The organism is Salicibibacter cibi, from assembly GCF_016495865.1.
Classification (GTDB): domain Bacteria; phylum Bacillota; class Bacilli; order Bacillales; family Marinococcaceae; genus Salicibibacter; species Salicibibacter cibi.
The window spans coordinates 725,754-746,091 of record NZ_CP054706.1 but is presented as its reverse complement, the minus strand read 5'-3'; the positions used below and the strand labels follow the sequence as shown (position 1 = coordinate 746,091).

Annotated in this window: 18 protein-coding genes and 1 riboswitch; of the genes, 8 read left to right on the top strand and 10 right to left on the bottom strand. The window is 45.0% G+C overall.

Annotated elements, in window-relative coordinates; all coding sequences use genetic code 11:
* Positions 1-23 precede the first annotated feature (23 nt).
* Positions 24-986: a sodium:calcium antiporter gene (locus tag HUG20_RS03605; RefSeq protein WP_200088180.1), complete on the bottom strand. Its 963-nt coding sequence runs from the start codon at positions 984-986 to the stop codon at positions 24-26.
* 330 nt (positions 987-1,316) lie between these two features.
* On the opposite strand from HUG20_RS03605, the gene HUG20_RS03600 reads away from it, so the two are divergent.
* Positions 1,317-2,417 (top strand): DUF3500 domain-containing protein, encoded by a 1,101-nt coding sequence (locus tag HUG20_RS03600; RefSeq protein ID WP_200088178.1) that lies wholly within the window; start codon positions 1,317-1,319, stop codon positions 2,415-2,417.
* An 813-nt stretch (positions 2,418-3,230) separates the two neighbouring features.
* Here the strand turns inward: HUG20_RS03600 and HUG20_RS03595 are convergent.
* The 3 genes from HUG20_RS03595 to HUG20_RS03585 form a co-directional block, all read right to left on the bottom strand.
* A complete protein-coding gene (locus tag HUG20_RS03595; RefSeq protein ID WP_200088176.1) occupies positions 3,231-3,953 on the bottom strand; it encodes an amino acid ABC transporter ATP-binding protein in 723 nt (240 codons plus the stop codon).
* Positions 3,950-4,606, bottom strand: a complete 657-nt coding sequence (locus HUG20_RS03590; protein ID WP_200088174.1) for an amino acid ABC transporter permease — start codon at positions 4,604-4,606, stop codon at positions 3,950-3,952. The genes HUG20_RS03595 and HUG20_RS03590 overlap by 4 nt, the downstream gene beginning before the upstream one ends.
* Positions 4,607-4,734: 128 nt before the next feature.
* A complete protein-coding gene (locus HUG20_RS03585; protein WP_200088171.1) occupies positions 4,735-5,649 on the bottom strand; it encodes a transporter substrate-binding domain-containing protein in 915 nt (304 codons plus the stop codon).
* A gap of 257 nt (positions 5,650-5,906) precedes the next feature.
* Here HUG20_RS03585 and HUG20_RS03580 point away from each other — a divergent pair, with 257 nt between their 5' ends.
* Positions 5,907-7,370, top strand: a complete 1,464-nt coding sequence (locus HUG20_RS03580; protein WP_246476524.1) for an amidase family protein — start codon at positions 5,907-5,909, stop codon at positions 7,368-7,370.
* 6 nt (positions 7,371-7,376) lie between these two features.
* On the opposite strand, the gene HUG20_RS03575 is transcribed toward HUG20_RS03580, so the two are convergent.
* The 3 genes from HUG20_RS03575 to HUG20_RS03565 all read right to left on the bottom strand — a co-directional run bounded on the left by HUG20_RS03575 (position 7,377) and on the right by HUG20_RS03565 (position 10,197).
* Positions 7,377-7,799, bottom strand: a complete 423-nt coding sequence (locus HUG20_RS03575) for a PaaI family thioesterase (protein ID WP_246476523.1) — start codon at positions 7,797-7,799, stop codon at positions 7,377-7,379.
* A gap of 97 nt (positions 7,800-7,896) precedes the next feature.
* On the bottom strand, positions 7,897-9,009 hold the full coding sequence (locus tag HUG20_RS03570; RefSeq protein ID WP_200088167.1) for a 5-methyltetrahydropteroyltriglutamate--homocysteine S-methyltransferase: 1,113 nt from the start codon (positions 9,007-9,009) through the stop codon (positions 7,897-7,899).
* A gap of 70 nt (positions 9,010-9,079) precedes the next feature.
* Positions 9,080-9,166: riboswitch (SAM riboswitch) on the bottom strand.
* A 59-nt stretch (positions 9,167-9,225) separates the two neighbouring features.
* Positions 9,226-10,197: an LLM class flavin-dependent oxidoreductase gene (locus HUG20_RS03565; RefSeq protein ID WP_200088165.1), complete on the bottom strand. Its 972-nt coding sequence runs from the start codon at positions 10,195-10,197 to the stop codon at positions 9,226-9,228.
* 303 nt (positions 10,198-10,500) lie between these two features.
* Between HUG20_RS03565 and HUG20_RS03560 the strand changes: the two genes are divergently transcribed.
* Entirely contained in the window at positions 10,501-13,767 is a 3,267-nt protein-coding gene (locus HUG20_RS03560) for an MMPL family transporter (protein ID WP_200088163.1), read from the top strand.
* A 31-nt stretch (positions 13,768-13,798) separates the two neighbouring features.
* Here HUG20_RS03560 and cypC read toward each other — a convergent pair whose 3' ends face one another.
* On the bottom strand, positions 13,799-15,058 hold the full coding sequence (gene cypC / locus HUG20_RS03555; protein ID WP_200088161.1) for a CYP152 family fatty-acid peroxygenase CypC: 1,260 nt from the start codon (positions 15,056-15,058) through the stop codon (positions 13,799-13,801).
* Positions 15,059-15,188: 130 nt separating this feature from the next.
* Here cypC and HUG20_RS03550 point away from each other — a divergent pair, with 130 nt between their 5' ends.
* Genes HUG20_RS03550 through HUG20_RS03540 form a run of 3 tightly spaced genes read left to right on the top strand, consistent with a single transcriptional unit; the run spans position 15,189 to position 17,139 of the window.
* On the top strand, positions 15,189-15,560 hold the full coding sequence (locus tag HUG20_RS03550) for a GntR family transcriptional regulator (RefSeq protein ID WP_200088159.1): 372 nt from the start codon (positions 15,189-15,191) through the stop codon (positions 15,558-15,560).
* Positions 15,557-16,444, top strand: coding sequence for an ABC transporter ATP-binding protein (locus HUG20_RS03545; protein WP_200088156.1), 888 nt, complete (start codon positions 15,557-15,559; stop codon positions 16,442-16,444). The genes HUG20_RS03550 and HUG20_RS03545 overlap by 4 nt, the downstream gene beginning before the upstream one ends.
* Positions 16,441-17,139, top strand: a complete 699-nt coding sequence (locus HUG20_RS03540; RefSeq protein ID WP_200088154.1) for a hypothetical protein — start codon at positions 16,441-16,443, stop codon at positions 17,137-17,139. The genes HUG20_RS03545 and HUG20_RS03540 overlap by 4 nt, the downstream gene beginning before the upstream one ends.
* A 58-nt stretch (positions 17,140-17,197) precedes the next feature.
* Here HUG20_RS03540 and HUG20_RS03535 read toward each other — a convergent pair whose 3' ends face one another.
* Entirely contained in the window at positions 17,198-18,103 is a 906-nt protein-coding gene (locus HUG20_RS03535; RefSeq protein ID WP_200088152.1) for a manganese catalase family protein, read from the bottom strand.
* Between the two features lie 215 nt (positions 18,104-18,318).
* On the opposite strand from HUG20_RS03535, the gene HUG20_RS03530 reads away from it, so the two are divergent.
* Positions 18,319-18,474, top strand: coding sequence for a hypothetical protein (locus HUG20_RS03530; RefSeq protein ID WP_200088150.1), 156 nt, complete (start codon positions 18,319-18,321; stop codon positions 18,472-18,474).
* Positions 18,475-18,706: 232 nt separating this feature from the next.
* On the opposite strand, the gene HUG20_RS03525 is transcribed toward HUG20_RS03530, so the two are convergent.
* On the bottom strand, positions 18,707-19,438 hold the full coding sequence (locus tag HUG20_RS03525; protein ID WP_200088148.1) for a hypothetical protein: 732 nt from the start codon (positions 19,436-19,438) through the stop codon (positions 18,707-18,709).
* A gap of 431 nt (positions 19,439-19,869) precedes the next feature.
* On the opposite strand from HUG20_RS03525, the gene HUG20_RS03520 reads away from it, so the two are divergent.
* Positions 19,870-20,229 (top strand): YidH family protein, encoded by a 360-nt coding sequence (locus HUG20_RS03520; protein WP_200088146.1) that lies wholly within the window; start codon positions 19,870-19,872, stop codon positions 20,227-20,229.
* Positions 20,230-20,338 lie beyond the last annotated feature (109 nt).

Sequence of the window (20,338 nt, the reverse complement as noted above, 5' to 3'; positions counted from 1 at the left end):
TCACCCTTTATACCCCCATCGTATCACAAAATAAACATCCATACCGCTGCTACGAAGTAGATAAAGATGATAGCAATTGAAGGTCCCACATAAATGTTTCGCCCATGTCGTGAAAAAATGGCATAGCATAAGATTGCGCCGTTGACGGCCAAGAGTACTGACGTCGCCGTGTGGCTCGGGGAAGCCGATTGCAAAATCGATCCTTCGTATAAAAAATCACACAGGCATAAAATGAGCAGGTTAAAAAGGTTGCTTCCAATGATCGATGCAGCGGCAAGGTTTGAATTGTTGAGCTTAAAAGCGATAAAGACCGTCATGGCTTCGGGCAAAGACGTGGTCGTTGCAATCAAGAAGCTTCCGACAAAGCTCGAACCCAACCCAGTGATAACGGCGATTTGGTCCCCTGCATACGTTAGAAGCGTGCCCGCGAGCAAAATCGTAATGGCAGCGGCAAAAAAACCGATCACCGCTTGTTTTAACGTATACCTTTCTTTGACGCTTCCCTCGCTTACCTTCTCTTCTTTTGGGGGTTTTCGGCGTATCACCCATAAACTAAGCAGGTAGAGAACAATGATGAGCAACGTGTCCACACCTACGTTGAGCAACGGAATTTCTACTGTAAAAAAGAGCGCAATCGGCACGATGGCCATCATAATAAAACCGAACAGAGCAGTATACCGTTGTTGCTGATCGATGCTGGTCAGTACTTTTCGTTGCCTATAAATAACATCAAAAACAGCCAAAATTAATAAATTAAAAAGGTTGCTTCCGATGACGTTACCGACGGCAAGGTCAGGATTATTCAGATAGATCGCCGAGACACTTGTCGTCACTTCCGGGAGCGAGGTCGCCCCCGCCAACAGAAAAGTACCGATCAACAGCGATCCCATCCCGGACAATCGGCTGATGGCATCAGAATACGCAGAGATTTTTATGGCAGAAAAGACCGTGACAATAATTGCGAGGATGAAAATAACGTAGATCAATAAAATTCTCCTTTACCGAACCATATGAAAATCGATATCCGGCAAAGGTGCAATAAAAAAGAGACCTCTGCCTGCGCGTAGGCAAAGGTCTCGCAAACAACGTCATCGTTGCCTTTAAAGCCGGGGCATTATTTCCCGTCATGACGGCTTTAAATAAACTGCTACTCCCCTTTGATATCTGTGATCATTATAAGGCAGGGTCATAGGGTTGTCAACGAATACGAGTGCCTTCATGTGAATCCATTACGAGCCCTGGATTTTTTTATTTTAGCAGATGAAATTCTGGGCAAGCTATGGATAGGACATACATATACACGATGGAGGAAGACGATGGACAACCTTGGAAGAAAAATAAAACGATTAACAATGGCCATGATTATAATGGTTTCTGCCGTACCCCTTGATGTTGAAGCAACATCCATCACAAAAACCCAATCGGAAGAAACAGCTTCACTTCTTGAACTGATCAATGAGTCCCTTCATGAAAACGTGGATGAAACGGATCAAGCGTCGCTTGCTGATGCTTTTCTGGAAACACTTAGCGAAGAGCAGCAAGAGATCGTCCGCAATGAATTAACCGAAGAAAACGCTACGACATGGAGCAATGTCCCGGCCACTTATGAAAACCGAAATGGCATAGCGCTCGGGGATTTGTCCGAAAAAAGCATAAAGGCCGCTTTAAAACTGATGAAAGCATCCCTAAGCGAGGAAGGTTTCCAAACATTAACGGAAATCATGAAAGCCGATGCATTTCAACGCACGGAATACAATGATGACACGTTAGGAACCGGCTTGTATTTTATTTCCATTCTCGGTACGCCATCGGATAACGAGCCATGGATGTTACAGTTCAGCGGGCACCATCTCGCTAAAAATCTTGTGTTTAACGGCAAGGAGGCGGGGGCTACCCCTCAATTTACGGGAGTTGAACCGCGAGCGTTTACCATGTGGGATAATGTGACATATCGACCCATCGATGAACGGATCACAAGTATGGAAGCCATGCTGCATTCGCTCGATGACGAACAACTGGAGAGCGCTGAAATGGAGAAAACGTTTGACGACGTTGTTGTCGGTCCCGGGGAAGATGGAAATTATCCAGAAACAGAAGGAATTGCTTATGCTAACCTGGATAAAAAACAGCAAATCCTCGTTCAAAAGGCTATCAAAGCCTGGGTGGACGATGCACCTGATGAAGCCGGTCATGCGTTGCTTAACGCCTATCTTTCTGAAGATGCGCTGCAAAACACACATATTGCCTGGTCCGGCTCTCCGGACGTTGAAGATACAGGCGCTTATGTAAGAATTGACGGTCCGCGTGTATGGATCGAACTAACGTCCCGGGAAGGGGAGAGTCACCCCGACAACCCGCATTACCATACGGTTTGGCGGGATAAAGTCGCTGATTATGGCGGGTTATTTACTCAATAAACTGTCATTTTTGATAAAAGTTTCACTTTAAATTGGGACTCTTCTCCAAAATCTATGGTTGATATAAGTGAATAATTATGGTACTTACACTAGTGCAGAACGGCTGAATTAGGGGCCCCTAAATGGGTGTTAATGGGTAAAGAACATTGTTTCCAAAAAGCGACAATAGTGGGTCGTGCCCCTAATTAGAATCATTCTCAAATGGGTTACGCCGGAAGCCCCGCGTCCTTAAAAATAGAATAAGTCTCATTTTGGAGGACGCTGGAAGGTCCAGCGTCCCTGAAAAAAGAATAAGTCTTAATTTGAGGGACGCTGGGAAAGCCCCGCGTCCTTTAAAAAAGAATAAACCCAAATATGAGGGACGCTGGAAAGGACGTATGTTTAAAAAGACGAATCATCGAAGGCGCGATTTCCGGAAAATAGCTAAGCCACGCTATGACGTGTTTTGAATGACAATATTGGTGTGAGTGATTAATTCAACCACATTAAGCGGCCACCAATTGTAATAATGTGTTAAAAAGGGGAATCCTCTGGTATAAGTCGAACCGTACGTAATGGTGACCTAACGGGAGCCCACGTAAGCCGTTAGGGCACGAATCGTGCGTAATGGTGCCCTAACGGGAGCCCACGAAAGCTTTAAGTCACGAACCGCAGTTTGTTTCACTCACGGGGGGCCCACGGAAAGTGTCGTGTTTTTCCGTAGCGATTATCATCAATTACATCTATTTGTCAACCATAGGTTTTAGTGTTGACCCCTAAATTGGATTGACCCCTTACAATGTTTAACTTTACCTTGCCGGGGCATTTTTTCATTTATAAAATTTTACTCAAAAATTCTCTCGTACGTTCATGCGTTGTGTCATCAAACACTTGCGTTGGGGTGCCTTCCTCAACCATCCTGCCCTCATCCATAAAGAACACGCGATCGCCGACTTCTTTTGCAAAACCCATTTCATGTGTGACGACAACCATTGTCATCCCTTCGTTAGCCAAGTCCTTCATAACGGCGAGCACATCACCAACGAGTTCCGGGTCAAGGGCGGACGTCGGTTCATCAAAAAGCATCACTTTCGGATTCATCGCCAAGGCACGGGCAATGGCAACCCGCTGTTTTTGTCCCCCCGAGAGACTAGAAGGATATGCATCCGCTTTATCGGCAAGTCCGACTTTTTCTAACAGATTCAGGGAACGATCGCGAACTTCTCGCGTGCTTTCCCCTTTCAACTTATGCGGTGCCAGCATCACATTATCGCGGACGGTCTTGTGAGGGAAAAGGTTAAAATGTTGGAAAACCATCCCTACATCTTGGCGAATGGCATTAATATCCGTTTTTGGGTCAGCAATATTCACCCCGTCAATCAGTACTTCTCCTAAAGTAATATCCTCAAGGCGATTTAAACAGCGCAAAAATGTACTTTTTCCGGAGCCCGACGGCCCGATGACACAGACCACTTCCTGCGCATCAATTTCCGTTGTAATATCGGTCAACACCTCGTTTTTTCCAAACGATTTATGTAAATCCTTCACCTTAATCATGAATGGTCAAGCCTCCGTTCTGTGAAACGTAACAGTATAGATGCCGGAATGGTAATCAAGAGGTAAAATACACAAACCATTAAGTAAGTTTCAAAACTCGCGAACGTTATGCTTGCGTACGTTTGACCTTGATACATCAATTCCGTCACCGCGATTGCCGACAATAAAGACGTATCTTTTAAACTTATGATAAATTGGTTCCCAAAAGGCGGAATCATAATTTTTACGGCTTGCGGCCAAATAATGTGGCGCATCGTTTGTCGTCCGTTTAACCCGAGCGAACGGCCCGCCTCCAATTGTCCCTTATCCACGGACTGCACACCGCCTCGTACAATCTCTGCCAAGTACGCCCCGGAATTAAGCGCGATCACGCCAAAAGCGGTAATTAACGCGTCAAAATTAAAATTGAAAAGGGCGGGAATCCCAAAATGAATAAAAAAGATTTGCGCAAGCAATGGGGTGCCCCTCACCACTTCCACATAGATTGACGCGACCGTTTTGATGAACCAATTCGTTGATAATCGCATAATTCCAAAAATGGTGCCGATCACACAACCGATTAACACACCAATGATCGTGATGATTAATGTGTACCATAGTCCCGTGAGTAAATAAGGGGTCACTTCAACAAATGCTTCAGGTGATAGATTCATACCGGACTCCTTTTAAAAAACATAAGATGGATAAAGCTGCCATGCATGATCCCCGCATGAGCAGCTTTTTTTATCTCGGTGGTATTCCAGAGCTCAGATTTCAGAAACCAGAGATCGGAAAAAGATTTTTATGTCCCTTCAGGGCGTTCTCCAAAGTAATCTTCGAAAATATCATCATACGTTCCATTTTCTTTCAATGTCTCCAAAGCTTCATTCACTGGCTCAACAAGTTCGTGATCTTGCGGCATGCCAATGCCATAGTCATCTGCCAGTAACGTTTCGCCTACCGTCACCATTTGGCCATCTGCCAGATCCTCTGTATGATAGGCAACGTTCGGTTCATCATATAAAACAGCGTCCACATGGCCGCCGATCACAGCTTCGTACGCTTCGGTGATTTCCGGAAAAGCTTCGATCTCAATGCCATCGACATTATCCTCGAGATACTCTTGGCTCGTGGATCCTTGGCGTGTACTGACTGTCGCCCCTTGTTCTTCCGCATCCTCGAGCGATTGAATCTCATCGTTTCCATCCGCTACTGCTAAAATAATCCCGGCATCAAAGTAGTATGGGTCCGAAAAATCAACCGTTTCTTCCCGTTCTTCCGTAATCGACATAGCATTAATTGCCGCGTCATAAGAACCGGATTGAATGCCGGAAAGCGATGCAGCAAAATCTACCGGTTCATAATCAATCTCAAAACCCACTTCATCCGCAATGGCATTCATCAGTTCAATATCGAAACCTGTCAATTCATCCGTTTCCAAATCAGTAAACGCAAAAGGCACGAAATTGTTGTCGGTCGCGACCGTAAAGGTCTCTCCTTCTACAGAACCGTCTCCACCATTTTCATCCCCATCATCCTCGACGGCTTCCTCATCTTCGTCGTCTGCCCCTTCTTCGTCTTCTGCCTCAACGTCGTCAGTGTCATCACCGTTGACATCCGCGTCGTCAGCGTCCCCTTCGGTATCATCCGTACCGCACGCAGCAGTAGCCATCAGTGAAACGCCCAAAATTCCAGATAACCAAAAATTTTTCTTCATTCTTTTCCCCCTATTCTTTTTCTAAGGAATATTAAAAAAATAATATATGTGCTAGTATACCACAAATGGGTCATATAGCAATTATGCGAAAGAATACGATTGAGTGTATGCTTATGACAGTTAGCGGTACCATATGAATATAGATAGAAAACTTGGCTTTTCGCCAAGCCTTTATGGCGAAAAGTCTTAGTTGCACTTATGTAGGTAATAAAGTTGATTTATACTTTCTTACCTACCAAAAAATCCGGAGGTTAATGATGCAAACCACATTAATGGCTGACTATTGGCACGAAGAAACGACAATTGCCGAAATCCATGACGCTTATGATAAAGGAACACTTACTGCGAAAAACCTTGTTCTTTATTATTTAAACCGTATCGCGCTTTGGGATCAGGATGGCCCTTCCATTAATGCCGTTTCCGATATCAATCCCGATGCCATTCCGATCGCGAAAGCACTGGATAAAGAGCGGGAAAACCACGGTCGAAAAGGGGCGTTGCACGGCATCCCGATTCTTTTAAAAGAAAATATCGGAACCGTCGATAAATTGCCGACGCCCGCAGGATCGATCGCGCTTGAAAATTGGCGTTCAAACGAGGATGCGTTTCTCGTCAAACAATTGCGGGAAGCCGGTGCGATTATTCTCGGCAAAACAAATATGACTGAGCTTGCCCACCGCATCGGCACAGACATGCCGGAAAACTATAGTTCAAGGGGCGGCTATGTCCTCTGTCCATACGGCACCCAATTTGATGTCGGCGGATCGAGTACGGGTAGCGCAGCGGCAGTTGCGGCTAATTTTGCACCCGTAAGCATTGGGACTGATACGTCCGGTTCGTTGTTAAACCCCGCGACACGCAATTCTCTTGTGACGATCAAGCCGACCATTGGGCTTGTTAGCCGTACGGGAATCATCCCTTTATCCTACGCACAAGATGCAGCCGGACCGATGACGCAAACCGTGACGGATGCCGCGCATCTTTTAGGAACGATCGCAGGCAAAGACCCTCAAGATGAAGAGACAAAAACACAACCGCTCAAAATTCCGAATTACGTAGAATCTCTCCATAGTGATGGTTTGCAAGGAAAAAGAATCGGTGTTTTTCGCGACTATCAACCGAGCATGAGCGATCAAATCGATCCTTCCCTTTTTGAAGAAACGATCGTCACAGTAAAAGACCTCGGAGCGACGTTGGTCGATGCCGTATCCATCCCGGCGATTAATCGAAGGGATAGTGATGCTGTTGTCAGCTATGAATGCCGACATTCCCTGAATAATTTTTTTGCCAGGGCACGTCCTTCCACGGGTTTTCGTTCCTTTGATGCATTTTTGCAATCGTATGAGGATCATGCCTACTTGCATAAATATGGCTATGATCGCCTAAGAATTCGAACAGCAGTGGAAAATAGTTTATCCAATGCTAGCTACCTCACTCAGAAACTCCGCGACGAAGGTTTGGATGATCCGCAAAGCCTGGAAAATGTTTTATTCAATCAAAACTTGGATGCTATCCTTTTTCCAAGTTCGAGTAGTAGTTATGATGTTGCTGCCCGCGCCGGATTGCCATCAATCGCCGTTCCTGCCGGCTACCATGAAAATGGGCGGCCATTCGGGATTACGTTCACAGGACAGGCGTTTTCAGAAGAAACATTATTTCAGATTGCTTTTGCTTATGAACAGGCGACGATGCATAGAAAAAAACCTGGCATAACGCAGTGACATTATTTATTTTCTATCCAGCACAGCCATTGTGCAGCGTGACACACAGATGAGTTTCTCGTCTTCGTCGACAATTTTGATCTCCCAGATCATCGTTGTCCGTCCTTTATGGAAAGGGGTGGCCGTAGCCGTCACTTCACCATCCTGTTTACTGCGTACGTGGTTCGCATTAATCTCGAGGCCAACCGGGACTTTTGTTTCCTGGTCGATATTTAGCGCTGTTCCTACTGACGCTGCCGTTTCCGCCAGGACGACCGAGGCGCCGCCATGAAGAATACCGGCAGGCTGATGCGTTTTCGGTTGCACCGGCATCCGGAGCACGAGTCGATCTTGATTTGCCTCCACAAAAGTAATGTCAAGTACATCAATCAACGTGCCTTCGGCGTTTTTTTGCAATTGTTCTTCTACATTTTTAATAGGCTGTTCCATGACGATCATCTCCTGAATAAGTATTCATTCATTTTATCACAAGAGTGAAAAGAAGAACTGATCCTCCTTTGGAAGATCAGCCCTGCTCGTCCATCTTTTAGTTTTCTCCCCAAACCTCATCTGCGACTTCTTTAATATGGCGCAGTTTTGCCCATTGTGCTTCTTCCGATAAAATGTTGCCTTCTTCCGTGGAAGCAAAACCACATTGGGGACTGATCGCCAACTGTTCAAGCGGTACATACTTTTCAGCTTCACGAATACGACTTTTCAACGCTTCTTTATCTTCAAGTTCACCCGTTTTTGATGTTACGATGCCAAGCACAATTTTTAAATCATCGCGGTTCACATACTGCAGGGATTCAAACGTGCCGGAACGCTCGTCATCGTACTCCAGAAAAAGCCCGTCCACTTCAACTTCCTGGAATACCGTCTTTGCAACCGGATCATAACCCCCACTCATGGACCAAGTGGACCGGAAATTGCCACGGCAAATATGCATCGTCACTGTTAAATCATCCGGCCGATCCGAAAGTGCCTCATTGATGATATCTTTATACCACTGTTGCTTGTTTCGTTTGTCTTGTTTTTGCTCTTCCGTATCGTCTTCAGTCGGAATAAGAATTGCCCATCCAACATCATCGAATTGCAAGTAACGGCACCCGGCATCGTAGAAAGCATGAACAGCTTTTTTGTATGCTGCAGCAAGATCTTTGCGAAAACGTTCCCGATCCTCATAAACACCGGATACAAAATGATGATCCGCGTAAAGCATACTTGGACTCGGAATCGTTTGCTTGGCCACGTGACCTTCGCCGACGATGCTTTTTAAGTAGCGAAAATGATCGAGAAAAGGATGGTCTTCCGGAAAATCCAATTGCCCAATAATCCGTACGAGCCAAGGCTTCGTTTCCACGCCTTTAAATGCATAGCCATGTTCCGGTTCATATCCTTCTACCCCATCAAGGCCTTCCAAGAAATCCAGATGCCACCATGCACGGCGAAATTCCCCATCCGTAATAGCCGTAAGCCCCGCTTCTTTTTGTTTTTCCACAATCGCGCGAATTTCTTCGTCCTCAACCTGGCGCAATTGTTCAGCCGTAATTGCATCGTTGACACGATCTTCACGTGCCTTTTTCAAGCGCTCCGTGCGCAAAATGCTCCCGACATGATCTGCACGGTATGGCGCATGCTTTGCTGTAATTTCTGCCATCTTCCCCAAAACTCCTTTTGCTAAAAAATAAACCCTCTCTTCCGAAGAAAAGAGGGGTGTGTTCGAGATCCTCTTATCTTCCTGGCATTAGCACCTTCCACCTGATGGGGTTGCTGAAGCGTCGTTGGGCCAGTCCCTCTGCTTCTCTTTATAAGAAAAAACCAATTATTTAACTCTGAATAATAGTATATCAGGATTCTATGTTATATGCAAAGGTCAAAAAAGAGAGATGATTCGTTCGAATGACCGGCGTTTCTCTTGGAAATCGTGGATATTCGTTAGAATCAGCCATTCATCATTGTGATAGCGCTCCGAAAAATAGCTTAATTGTTCTCGTACCGTGTCTGGACCGCCGATAATCATTCTTCTGCGATTTTCCTTTATTTTTTGTTGATCCCTTTCGGTCTTTTTTGCCGCTTTCGCCTCTTCTACGCTCGGCACGCGGCTATCTAGCCCCTTTTCCGTTCGTAACAGCCACATATCCTGACTCATTGCCAGTTCTTCCGCGTGCGCGTCTGATTCCCCGCAAATGACGAAAACAGCGGTTAATGCGTGGGGGACGCTTAAGCTGCCTGGTGTGAATTGTTGCCGGTAAACCTCATGAGCTGCTTCTCCACGAGTAGGTGCGATAAAATGCCCGTATACATAACCCACGCCGAGGCGGGCGGCGATTTCGGCACTATTTTCCCCGAGGCCCAAAGAGTAAACTGGTGGGGCTGCATTCGTTCTCGGTGTTGCTCGTACGCCCTTAGGTGATTGGCCACGAACATAGCTAGCGAGGGCTTCCAATTTTTCCGGATAATCATTTAACTGATTTTCTTTCCCATCCGCCAACGCAGATCGAACCCTTTCTGCCCCTCCGGGTGACCGTCCCACGCCCGCTTCAATCCTCCCGGGGAAAAGCGCCTGTAATTGCAGAAGTTGGGCAGCGACTTTATAGACGCTGTATTGCGGGAGCAAGATGCCGCCACTTCCCACGTGTAACCGAGTTGTTCGGCTCGCCACAGCCGCCATCATGATTTCCGGGGCACTCGACGTCATCCCTTTCGTCGCGTGGTGCTCGGCAAACCAAAAACGTTGATAACCGATTGCCTCTGCATGTTGTGCCAAATCAAGCGTTTCCTCGACGGTATCTTCTGCTGTCTTTCCCTTAGGGGTAGCCATTTGTTCCAAAATTCCTAGCTTCATCGTTGATTCTTACTCCCTTACATGGCCATTGCTTGTCTTGGTGATGGCCGTTCCGCTTGAACTTTTATTTTATCATATGTTGAAGCTGTCCATGTTTCCCAATGCTTACACGTCAAAGGGGCACGTAAGGCAATCTAAAACATTTGGGAGCAGCCAAGGAATTTGTCCGAGCTTAGCATTACTTGTTTGAATGAAAATTAATAACCAATAAAACATTGAGACTTTGATCGTTCAACATCTGTTATATAATAAAATGAGATGTTATTTTAAACGAACATTCCGATTAGCAAAGAGGTGCTCACGATGATCAAAGTCATCAGCGGTAAAAAAAGAATCATTTTTTATCCAATCCTATGGATCGTGGCTACGTTTGTATTGCTCTTTTTTTCACCCGATTTAAATCAAATCGTCAGTAAAGAAGGGCAAATTGAGATCCCGAGTGAATACCCCACGCAACAATTTGAAAATATGGTTGCCTCCGACGGGGCATTCACCGGCACAGAGGTCATTGTGGTGTACCACGAAGAAGACGGCTTGTCGCAAGCGCAAGCGGATCAGATCGAAGAAACGATGGAAGCCTTTGAAAATGATCCCGGCGACGTGCCCCTCCATGATATCGTTTCACCATTTAATGGGGACGAACAGGCCGATCAGTTAATCAGTGATGACGAAACGCTTTTGCTCGTTTCCCTTGAATTGGATATGGCATCCGAAGCATACGATACATATCGAAACGACATTCAACAATTAACAGCTGTGGATGGACTTACGCATTACCAAACGGGTGACGCGGCCATTTCCACAGATTACGACAAATCGACACAGGAAAATTTAGGTACGTCCCAATGGATAACGATCGCGTTAGTATTTACCGTCCTACTCAGCATCTTTCGCTCCCCATTGACACCGTTACTGATGCTCATTCTCCTTGGCTTATCTTTTCTCGGTTCAATATCGATTGTTTCTTTTCTTGCCGATTGGTTTGGATTCCCGGTTTCCACTTATACGGAAATTTTCATTTTAGCGATCATTTTTGGCGTAGGTACCGACTATTGCATTTTATTAATGCGGCGTTTTCAAGAAGAATTGCCTGCGAGTGAAACTGCCCATGAAGCGATGATTCAAACGTTTCGCTTCTCTACGCAAACGATTCTTTACGGTGCCATCACCGGCTTTATCGGATTTGCAACCATCGGTTTGGCCGATTTTAATATCTTTCAATCGGCCGTCGGCGTTGCAGTCGGCATCCTCGTGTTGCTCATCGGTATATTGGCGGGGATGCCTCCCTTGATGAGTTTTATGGGAAATCGCATTTTTTGGCCGAGTAAACCGAGAGCCAAACGGCAAGACAATTGGTTGTGGAGAAAGCTGGGCGGCTTCTCGGTGTACCGGCCGGGGTACACAATGCTAATCGTTGCCGCTATCTTAGCGCCACTCTTATGGATGTACGACAACGACATCTCGTTTAATATGCCCGAGGAAGTCCAGGAAGGTTATGAATCCGTCCAAGCCTATGACTTAATCGCCGATCGTTTCGGGGAAGGGGATGTCTTTTTTACGACCCTCGCTGTGGAAGCCCCTGAAGGAACGTGGGAAGAACCGAATGCGCTCCCTTACTTGGAATTAATGGCGATTAATTTGGAAAAAGTCGATGGGGTAAGCGATGTGCGCACAGTAACACGGCCGGAAGGGGAACGTTTGGAAGAGATGACCATCCCGGAACAAGCTGACATATTATCATCGAGCTTAAGCGAGACACTGGACGGCTTAGCTGAGATTTCCGATGGTCATGACGACTTGCTCGAAGGGGTGGCAGACGGCGCCGAACAATTTTCGGAAGCGGAAGAGGGCGTGGAAGCGTTACTGAATGGAACAGATGAAGCGCTCGAAGGTGTCGAGGAATTACAAGGTGGCTTATCAAGCTTAACGAGTGAAATAGCGACCGCTCAAGAGGAAGTATCGGCTGCTTCTGAGGAAATTGCCGAATACGAAGCGCAGTTGGATGAGTTTCAAGAAGCGATTCCCAGCACCGAATCGTTGGAACAACAATTGGAAGAAGCCGAAACCGCCAGACAAGAAGCACTTAGCACCATCAGCGAGCGGCAAGAACAACTCGGGACGCTGCAAGACATGATCGGCGGCCTTGCATTTGACCCCGACGATATCGACATCGGCTTACAGGAAAACTTGGAAATGTGGCAATCGACATTGAATGACCTTAGTGAAGAGGCGGACGAGGCTGCGCCGGACTCCGACATCAGTGAAGACATCGACAACATGAATGCCGCTTTGCAAGAAGGTGCAGAGCAAACGGACGAAGCTGTTGCCATTGTTTCGGAAGTAGAGGAAACGCGTCAAGATATTGAATCGGAACTGGAAGCCGTTTCTGCCGATCTAGCGGAAGCCGAAGAATTACTTACCCTCGAGACACCTTTAACTGACATGAATATTCCGGACCCGAACGCGACCCTTCAAGATGTCCAGAATGACCTCGAAGAAGCCGGAACAGGCATGCAAGAACTGGCCGAGGGGCTTGGAGAAGCTGTAAACGGTTTGGAGGACATGCAGGAAGGAACGCAGGAGTTAAACGAAGGGTTAACGGAAATCCAGGAAGGTCAACATGAACTTATGGAAGGCATTGAAGCCGCCGGCGACGGATTTACGGAACTCGAAGAAGGGTTGTTGGAAGTGGATGAAGGCACGCTTGATGTCATTGATGCGATTGAGCAAATGGAAGACTTTACATCCAGCATGGCTGACCAACCTTCTCACCCATTGGAAGGCATTTTCATTACGGACGACATCATGGAAAACGAAGCGTTCGACCAACTCTGGGAACATTACGCGACGCCGGATGATCGTTTTGTTTCCTTCATTGACATCACGATGGAAAACGATCCTTACGGGCTTGAAGCCATTGAAACAGTGGATGCCATCGACGAGGTCGCTGCGTTTTCGTTAAAAGAAACACCGTTCGAAGATGCGAATATTTTGCTCGATGGCATCGCCGCGCAAAATCGAGATTTAAATGAGTTGACGAATCGCGACTTTATCACAACGGCATCGATTATGTTGACGGGAATTTCCCTTGCCTTAGCCGTTCTTTTCCGCTCCCTCGTTATGCCGCTTTATGTCCTTTTTTCGTTAGCCGCCACGTACTTTGGCGCGGCCGCGATTACGGAATGGATTTTTATGGACTTAGCCGGTTATCAAGGCTTAATGTGGGCCGTGCCGTTCTTTAGCTTTGTCATCTTAATGGCTCTCGGTGTCGATTATTCGATCTTCCTTATTACACGCTTTGATGAAAACCGCAAAACCCTTGATTTGAAAGAAGCCATGATGTTGGCCATGCGCCGCATAGGTGGGATCGTGCTGGCTGCCGCCCTCATCTTGGGCGGAACATTCGCCTCCCTACTCGCATCCGGGGTACTCACCCTTCTTCAAATCAGCACGATGGTCGTCATCGGTTTGCTCCTTTACTCTTTATTGTTACTACCGCTATTTGTCCCGTCCGTAGCAACCATTCTTGGTCCATATAACTGGTGGCCGTTTCATAAGAGAGACAAATAAGCATGAGCGGGGGTTCAGCCCCTACTCATGCTTATTTTGTGTCCACATCACGAATGACAAACCTACTTTTCGGGATCGTGGGCATCCGCACCATGCTATAGCTTAAATCTTGATCGGGCACGGTGTACGTAATGTGATTCGTCAAAAATTCTAGGCTCGTCTGCATGAGCATCACCGTAATCCATTCGCCGGCACAGCGATGCCCCATGTAATGATCCCCTCCGCCTTGCGGAACAAATGCAAACGGGCTCCCTTTCCAATCTTTAAAACGCTCGGGCTTGAATGCATCAGGCGCTTCCCATAAATCCGAACGATGATTAATGCCGTGAACATCAAGCATAACGAGCGTCCCCTTTTTGAAAGGATACCCTTTCCAATGAAAATCTTTGCGAGCGAGCGCCCCCAATAAAGGTGTGAAGGGGTAATAGCGGCGGATTTCTTGGACAAACATCGTCGTATACATGTCATCTCCCACGCGTAATTCAGGTAATGTTTCCGGATGATCATGCACCGCCAGTGCGCCAAACACGACGTATCGGCCAATCGCCACGATCGGTCTAAGCACATTAATGATTTCAACGGCGGCCGTATGGGTATCCAACCGTTTTCCTTTATGGTCTCGGTGAAAAGACATAATATAAGCGGCTGTATTTTCGGGAGGATTCAGTTTTTTTGCTCGAATTTGTTTCACAATCGTTTGTATCCATTTCTCCGAACTGTCCCTTGCTCTCTTGCCACGCCGGTTTCGTTCTCCAACACCGCCGAAGGCATCGATCATTTCACCGAATTCCCGCGCCCGTTGTTCAACTTCTTTCTCTCGAAGAGGAATGCCTGCCCACGCGCAAGCACTTCGGCACATGACATCCTCTGCTTCATCGAATAAAACAACCCGGTTCCTTCCCTTCCATTCATGGACTTTCTTTTTCCAATGTTTCATCGTTATTTTTTTGATTTCTTCCAATCGTTCCGGCGTCATTAGCGATAAAAACATCAATTTTCGATGTTTATGCGCTTCATCATCCAACCCTTGCACGCCATGCTCACCGAACAATGATTTTTTTATGCGCCTTGGCGCCATTCCTTTGCGTTTAAAATACCTTTCATCATAAAAAAGCTGTGCAGCTTCTTCCCCGCTGATAAGGATCGTTTTTTGGGCAAGAAGGCGCGTCTGGATAATATCCGATTGCTGATGTCGCCGCCTGTTTGAAATGTATCGGTACCCTTCATTCAGTAATGTTAAAGTCTGGTCCAATCCTTTTTCTTTCGGAATCTGCTTCGTCGCTCGCGTCATTATTATTGCCTCCTCTAGCATTATTTTTTCGCCCAAAATGAAAATCATGCGTTTTCCACCTTGACATTCATCGAAGTACCTATATGGTTAGTTACATAAGTAAATAACCAATGAACTAAGGAGGTGGATCATGAGCCATTCATTCGATGACAGCCACCCCATTTTCGTTCAAATTGCCGAAAAAGTTGAAGATGACATCATTGAAGGCTTTCTGCGAGAAGGAGATAAGATCTCTTCCACCAATGAATTTGCCGCCTATTATCAAATCAACCCTGCAACAGCGGCTAAAGGGATTAATAAACTCGTCGATGACGGCATTATTTTTAAAAAGCGAGGGGTCGGCATGTTCGTGAACGAAGGTGCAAAAGAGATTCTTTTTAAAAAAAGAAACCAAGCGTTTTTTGATGCGTATGTTCAACCAGCCTTACTGGAAGCCCGTAAAATAAACCTTTCAAAAGAGAAATTGATCGAAATGATCAAACAGGAAGGAGAATCAAAATGAGTGCAAGTATCATGTGTTCTGATGTTACCAAGACATATCGTTCCGCTGTAGCACTGGATCAAGTTAGTTTAACGCTGGAAGAAAACAAAATTTATGGATTACTGGGAAGAAATGGTGTAGGAAAAACCTCTTTATTGCATATCATGAGCGGACAAATGTATCCGTCGCACGGAGATGTCCAAATTGGCGGGAAACCTCCTTTCGAAAAGCCATCCGTTTTGGAAGACCTTTGTTTTGTCAAAGAAAGCAATAACTTCATGAAAAATTTAAATGTCAAACAAATCTTTCATATCGCCCGCTCATTTTATAAAAAATGGGACCAAAATTATGCTTTAGAGTTGCTGGAGACTTTTAACCTTACGCTCAAACAAAAAGTGAAAACAATGTCCAAGGGGATGGAATCTTCCCTGGGAATCATTATTGGGCTCGCAAGCCGCGCGTCAATAACCATTTTCGATGAACCGTATATCGGCATGGATGCCGCGGCCAGGCAAACGTTCTATGATCTATTGATTGAGGATTATACTGAACATCCGCGAACATTGATTCTCTCTACACACCTCATTGATGAACTGAGCAAAATCTTTGAAGAGGTGTTGATCATGGACCAAGGCACATTATTGCTCCAAGAAAAAACGGATGCCTTGCGGAATACGAGTTATTACTTGCAGGGACCGAAAGAAAAACTTAGCCCTTTCTTACGTGAAAAGACCGTTCTCCATCGTGAATCGTTAGGGAGCGAGGAGACCGTTGCCGTTCAGCATTCACTGTCTACGGAAGAAAGGCAACAGATGAAACAGGAAGGACTAACAGTGAGTGCCATTCCGATCCAAAAACTGATGATCCATTTAACGTCGCAACAAAAGAAAGGAGAAGCACTATGAATCCGGTTAAAGGGAATCTATTGATTTTTTATTATGACCTGCGGCAATCATTTCTGATTTTCTGGAGCATTCTCGGCTTTCTGCTTTTGGTGACTTTCTTCATTAACATGAATTGGCCGGAAGGTGACTTCTTTTTCTTCATCAATTTCCCTGTTTATATCTATTTGGCAATCACAGCATTTATTTCTTTAAAAAATTATTATCCCTTTTCCATGGGAATGGGCAGCACGCGAAGAAACTTTCAACGCTCGATGATTTCCGGCTTTATCGCACTTGCCGCATTAAGTGCCTTGACCCTTAATATAGCCATGCGGATCAGTGAACGTTTGTCTGATGCTTGGGGATTAAATATCGGGTTTACTTCACTGGGGCAAATTGATACAGTTCCCAACCAATTTATTTCCGTATTTTGGCTGGACTTTACGATTTGTTTGTTCCTCATGGCCATCACCTATGCCATTGCTTGTCTTCACTATCGTTACGGTCATTTGATTACTTATCTTTCCATAGCTGTTATCATTATGATTCTGATAATTCCCGGTGTTAATGATCTGCTGAATCAATTGATTGAAGGATTTTGGCAAGACAATGCCCTCTGGTATTTTAGCTCTTTAATCTTGATTGCATGTGTGTTTTTTGGAGCAGCTGCCTTAATCATGCGCAAAGCGCCTTTACAATCGGCAACCGGAAAATAAGTAAGTAAAAGAGGAGGGGGCACTTTTTACCTCCCCTCCTCCTGAGTTATTTTTGGAATTACATTCCCGCTTCGTACTGAAGGCGTTTCGATAACTCCCGGAATTGTTCTTCGTCAAATCCCGGGACAAATTCTTCCGGAACATGATCAAGATCCGGGATTTCCCCGCCTTCCGGCATGCCATCAACGACTTCAAGTTCGCCTTCAGGCCCAACCGGTGTCGGTCCATTCCAAATGCGATCAAGTAATTGATAGTCATCGTCACTAAAACGGAACAGCTTGCGATGTGTTCCTTTTTCTTCATATTTTCTGGCATGATCGTATTTCGAGTTATCCAAATCCGGAACAGGTAGCATTTTCATCATATTTACGCCTGTGATATCTTCAAGTGCTTTTGCATAGGCAACCGCGTGGACGCCGCCGCGTACGAGCAAATAGCCCGCCAGCTCACGTGCCGTTTCATTATCGGTCATTTGGTAAACACGCATCTTGTGCGTCCGTGCGCCGCACTCCAAATAGAAGTTATGCAACAAATCGTTAACAAGATTTCCGCTAGAGAAAACATTGTCACCTGTCCAAGCTTTGCCGGCAGAATCAGCCGGTATAGCATTTTGCCCGCCTAAAATAAAATTAAACTTGTTTTCATACCCCATTACCGGCGCGAGCGGTGTGTCATCCGGGTTTGTGCTGCCATTTCCAACGGAACCGTCAAGATTAAGGTTGATCGTGTTAGCGACCAATTCCACGTGACCGATTTCTTCAGCCGTAATATTTGCTATCAACTCATAAAATGGGCGTAGCTTTTTCTTGCTCCTAAAATTAAACGACTGAAACATGTAATTGTTTAGCGTCGACATTTCACCGAACCTACCGCCCAATAACTCCTGCACAACACCTGCCGCTTCGGGATCCGGCTTCTCTGGTCTCGGAAGGTCAATTTGCAACTTGTCGACTCTTTTAAACAATTTAATACCTCCTTGTAAAATGTGACCACAGTAGACCTATTCCCAAAATAGATGGAAAAACAAACATACTTCTAATTTATTCATTAGGGACTGCTGAATAACGGAAAAAGACTGGCACATAAGCATTTTCCGTTGGTGTTGTTAAAGCTGGATGCAAGGAAATCCATCCTATAAACAAAAAAACCCTTGCACTTCTGGCAACGTACGGAGGGACGGTGCTGCAATGGCGAGCCTCCAGCGGAAAAACGGACGCGTCAAGACCCCGCAGCGTCGCGAGGAGGCTTGCCCGTTCGTCCGCGGAAAGCGAAGCCATGGAAGCGGCATCCCGGCTTCAGCTGATAGCCGCAAGTTGTTCAGCAATCCCTCATTAGAAAACTTGGCTTTTCGTCAAGCTTTTATGGCGAAAGCCTTCGTTGCACTTTCAATGATCTACCCTTTTCAAAAAGATCGAATGCTTTCTCCATAAGGGGCTTTATACTACAACATTTTGACAAACAAAAACAGCCAAAAACCAGCATTGAGGCGGTTTTATGACTGTTTTTGTTCATTTTAACTGCAAAATAAGTTGTTATATGATGCCACCTTCTTCAAAAAGTTGATACGTTAGCTTTGCGAATGAGTTTCGGATAACTTTAACTTTCCTTTTACTATCACAACCCCTACTAAAAAAATCCAAACCACAAATAACAGTCCTATAGCTTCAGTTAGTGTATGAATAACCTGCATCCCAAACATCAGAAGTACCCAAGATATAAGATAAGCAATAATATGCAAGATCCCGGTTATAAGACCAAAAACACTAACCTTATGTTCGCTTGTGTATAGCTGCAACCCTCTTGACAGTATAATGACCCATATAGCGATTAAAATATTAGCGAGGATGTATATGCTGGTAGAAAACCCTCCTTCTAACATTGTCCATTCATAGAGTAAAAGAGCAAAAGCGTCCGTAAATTCATTTACATCCGACTTATATAAGTTAAAAGCATAGGCAACACTTGACGCTTGTAGCATTAACGATAATGAGTAAAGAAGGAATCCTAAGGATCCCGAAAAAAGACCTATTATATTGTATAATTCAAATTTTACTTTCCTTTTTAAAAGATAAAATGTAGCGATCGGTACGGCAATCGTTAGTAGCATCATGAAGGATTTACTCCCGTGATCCATAGCTAAATATCCTATGAAGGATGTGTGGTAATCCATACCGATTTGGGCTAATGTTTCGCCTTCTTCTATAGCAATTGGATTCATAATCGAAAAAATAATATTAAATCTCATCCAAAATACGATGAAAACTGCGTGTATAATACCTATCCATCCAATAAATTTCAAATCACGCCCTCCAATCAGATACATATAAACAGTATAAAGATCTTAATACTTTGTAACAATCAAATGAACAATGTTTTTTTTGGCCCGGCAGACGTACTATCTCCCTGAAACACCAGAATACACCCCCCGCAAAACCCCTTTTCTTGGTAGTGTCCATTCATCAAGCGGCTGGAACTTTGAAATTTTATCACTGAAGCTCACTGATATTCACTGAACTTCACTGCTTGCGCTAAACTCACCTAGCTATCTCTCAGTAGATTTGTAGCTACATGACACTCCATGATAAGTTACTGAAGTAGCAAAAAGAAGGGATGTGTTTTTTTCTACAAAAGCGTATTAAACTTTAACCATTTCATAAAACTCCATAAGCTGGGGATGAAAGGAAGAGGATGATTTGTATGAGAAACGAAAATGAAAGCAGATAATACAACATGGATACGAGAAAAGACGACAATCAATTAAAGTATGCACAGCAGCATTTGGCCAATGAACGTACTTACTTGGCATGGGTGCGTACCGCCGTTGCTATTTTGGGCATCGGGTTTTTAGTCACCAGTCTCCATTTATCAATGGGGTTATCAGAAAATCTACTTATTGTGATCTTGGGGATTTCTACTGGTTTTTTGGGAGTTTTAACGATCATTTTGGCATCCGTCAGTTATTTTAAAAAAGAAAAACAAATCCGAAAGCAAACCTTCTATTCATCCTATATTATGATTTATTTCTTTTCTCTTTTATGGATCATTATTGCCCTAGTTGCAACCCTTTATATTATCCAGATATTAGTATAAAAAACGCAGGGCATTGACGTATGGGGTGAAAAAAATGAAATTTTATCACTGAATTTCACTGCTTGCGCTAAACTCACCTAGCTATCTCTCAGTAGATTTGTGACTGCAC